General features: G+C 67.7%; 4 protein-coding genes. 2 read left to right on the top strand and 2 right to left on the bottom strand.

From position 1 onward, the window contains the following. Positions 1-288: cytochrome b (locus ON45_RS16720; RefSeq protein ID WP_173400702.1), on the bottom strand; the 288-nt coding region annotated here is incomplete at its 3' end. Positions 289-789: 501 nt separating this feature from the next. Between ON45_RS16720 and ON45_RS16710 the strand changes: the two genes are divergently transcribed. Continuing rightward, complete coding sequence (locus tag ON45_RS16710; protein ID WP_148288736.1) at positions 790-1,137, top strand: hypothetical protein; 348 nt, start codon at positions 790-792, stop codon at positions 1,135-1,137. Positions 1,138-1,218: 81 nt separating this feature from the next. Here the strand turns inward: ON45_RS16710 and ON45_RS16705 are convergent, their stop codons facing one another. Next, positions 1,219-1,656: a VOC family protein gene (locus tag ON45_RS16705; protein WP_040495280.1), complete on the bottom strand. Its 438-nt coding sequence runs from the start codon at positions 1,654-1,656 to the stop codon at positions 1,219-1,221. 239 nt (positions 1,657-1,895) lie between these two features. Here ON45_RS16705 and ON45_RS16700 point away from each other — a divergent pair, with 239 nt between their 5' ends. Then, positions 1,896-3,227: a hypothetical protein gene (locus ON45_RS16700; protein WP_051063240.1), complete on the top strand. Its 1,332-nt coding sequence runs from the start codon at positions 1,896-1,898 to the stop codon at positions 3,225-3,227. Positions 3,228-3,291: the final 64 nt, after the last annotated feature.

Raw genomic sequence — 3,291 nt, 5'->3', positions numbered from 1 at the left:
AAGCCGCCACACCAGACGAACCACGGCGAGGGTGAGGATCGTGAGCCCGAGCACGACGTGCACCGTGAGCAGGGTGTCGTCTCCGAACAGGTCGTAGTCGTCGCCGCCGCGTCCGCGCCCTCGACCGGACTCGCCGCCGCGCCCGCGTCCCCGACCCCGGCCTCGACCGCCGGCGTCCATCGTGTAGCCGATCACGAACTGCGCGAGGATCGCGAGCGCGATGAGCCAGTGAAGCGTGCGGGTGACCAGGCCGTACCCGCGGTCGCCGTTGCGCCAAGCGATGCTCACGGGACGCCATTCCCCCCGAGGGTCGCGTCCGGGTCGATCGCGGTTCCGTACGCCATCGATCCAGGTTGTCACGTCCGTGGGACGGAGGTCGTCGTTGTCCCGGATCAGATCGGGTCGGGTCACCACCCGGCCGCCACCGCAGCGAGCGTCGCGAGTCCGACACGGCCTTCGACGTGAACCACGAGTGGTACGACCTGATGGTGCAACAGCCCGCCGATGCCGTGGTCAGGCGATCGACGAGCGGCGCCCGGCGCGACTCGAGGTAGCCGAGACCGACCACTGGTTCGGTCTGCGCGACCGAGGATGCGTACTTCACGGCCGACTTTCCGGGGTGGACGAATCGCATCTCGAAGAGGAACTGGGCGGCGAAACCCTGTTCTTGAATGGTGCGGTCGGCGACCTGATCACCCCGCTCGGCGCGAACGTCCGGGAGGTCGACGATGACGCTCCGCTGGGCAACGGACTCACGGTGCCGGCGGGCGAGCGCTGTCGGACTCTCGCGTGTACTGCGTCGCCGACGCACTCACCGGCGAAGCGGGTACGTGTCAGGCGCTGTACGACGCCGGAGTGATCGAGTTTCCGGATGCCGTCGCCGGCAGCACCTGCAAGGCGATCACCGAGGACCCGTCGCTTCTCGCCGAGTACGGGCCCGCCGCAAAATCGGTCGCGGCTTCTTGCCTGTACGGCCAGGCACTCGATGAGTCGGTCGACCACTACGAGGAGACGAACTCGGTGGGGTGGGATCTCGAAGCCGACATCTTCGCCGGCGTCGCCGAACTCACCGGCAACGACGACCCGACCCGTGTCACCCCCGACTTCGCGGGCTACTGGGTCGGCGACACGCCCTGAACCACGCGACGGCTTCGCCTCGCCCTCCTGGTCGGGAGCGTCGACGCACCGGCGCAGATCGGAGCTTCTGGGCCGGCTGCGTCAGCTGTCGGGTTCGATGGTCGGAGCGAGGAGCGGGTGCGGGTGCTCGGCGTCGGTTCCGCCGCTCCCGTACGGCCGGGTGATGATCTCGAGCAGGTGACCGTTCGGATCGTCGAAGTAGAGGCCGCGTCCATCGTCCCACGCGTTGACGACGCCCGCTTCGCTGCGTCCGGGGTCGGCCCAGTACACCAGGCCGCGTTGCTGGATGCGTTCGAAGATGTCGTCGAACTCGGATTCGGTGACGAGGAACGCGTAGTGGATCTGATCGATGTCGCCATCGGTCGAGACGAAGTCGATCGTTCCACCGTCGCTGCTGACCTTCACGACGGCGAAGTGACCGAGCCGTACGGGCGGCTCGAGGCCGAGCACGTCGGCATAGAACAACGCCGTGGCGTCGGCATCGCGAGCGGCGGCGATCGTGTGGTTCAACACGGCCATCGGTGGGACCTCCATCGGGCGGATTCGGGAAGGGACCGTCCAGAGTAGAACCACGAACCCCGGGGTCGGAGAGGTTTCGTCGGTGCACGGAGCGTTCCCGGCCGCGCTTTCGCGCTTCGATCGCCCGACCTCGACGATTCGACTCGTCCTTCGGCGGGTACCACGACGGTCATGACCACATTGTCGATCACGATGGTTCCTGATGCACCCGGTGGCGACCTCCGATCCGACGAAGCGTGATGGGGGAGCGTGCTGAGGCCCGCGCGGACGCACTCGTCGCGTTGGGTCTGACCGGCGATCTCGGCGACGACGAGCTGCTTCCGGCGCTGGCACACCTGCACAGCGTCGGTCGGCTCGACATCCCGGTCGTCTCGGTCGGGAGATCCGATCGCACCGTCGCCCAACTCCGTGAACAGTTGGCGGAACACGATCCGGCCGCAGCGAAGGACGTCGATCTCCACTACGTGCAGGGCGATGCGACGGACTCCGCGACGTTCGATGCCGTCGCCGACACGATCGGCGACGCGCGCATGCCGGTCGTGTACGCCGCCATCCCGCCGGCGATGTTCGGCGACCTCGCGGCGGCGGTCGCCGGTTCACGCCTCCCGGAGATCGCGCGTCTTGTCGTCGAGAAGCCCTTCGGTGACGATGCCGAGTCGGCTCGTGCCCTGTACGAGCGCATTGCCGGCGACCTCGGCGCCGACCGACTCCGCATCGTCGACCACTATCTCGCGAAGGCGGCGATCGAGAACCTGCTCGTCGTCCGGACCGCGAACCCGCTGTTCGACAACGTCCTGCGGGCTGGTTCGGTCGGGCGCGTCCTCGTCGAGATGGCCGAGGAGGGTGATGTGGAAGGACGTGGATCGTTCTACGACGACGTCGGAGTCGTGGCCGACGTCGTCCAGAACCATGTCCTGCAGCTCGCTGCGTTCGCCCTCATGGAGCGTCCCTCCGACGAACGCCTCGAGTCGCTCCGCGCCGCCCGAGCCGAGGCGCTCGAATCGCTGTCGATCCGTCAGGACTCCGTCGTCCTCGGACAGTACGAGGGCTATCGCGAGCACGAGGACGTCGATGCCGATTCGTCGACCCCGACGTTCGCTTCGTTCACGATGGACTCGACGCTCGATCGTTGGCGAGACGTCCCCATCGACGTCGTGACCGGCAAGGCGCTCGATCGACGCTGCACGAGAGTCGTGTTCGAACTGGCGGAGCTGGACGGCGACGAAACCGAGCATCTGCCGCCGAACAATGTCGAGTTCTCGATCTCGCCGACCACGGAGATCTCGCTGTGCATCCGGATACTCGATCCCGACCGGGCGGCGGACGAGAGGGATGGCGCTCCTGCTGCGCTCGCCGACTCGATCCCGTCGCGCGCCATGCTGTGCGGCCCGGCCACCCACGACGGCATGGACGCCTATGCGACGATCCTCGACGGCGCGATCTCGGGCGACCGAACCCATTTCGCGACGATCGACGACGTCGTGGCGGCCTGGGACGTGAGCGCTCCGCTCGCTGCTCGCGACCGCCTCGTTCCGTACCCGCACGGAGGACCCGATCCGGACCGCAGGTAAATCGAGCGAGCACCTCCGAGACCCCACCCCTCCGTGCACCATTCCGTGTCAGACACCCGATGGC

The sequence above is a fragment of the Ilumatobacter nonamiensis YM16-303 genome, assembly GCF_000350145.1.
In the GTDB taxonomy this organism is placed as follows: Bacteria; Actinomycetota; Acidimicrobiia; order Acidimicrobiales; family Ilumatobacteraceae; genus Ilumatobacter_A; species Ilumatobacter_A nonamiensis.
This window is presented reverse-complemented; position numbering and strand designations above follow the sequence as displayed.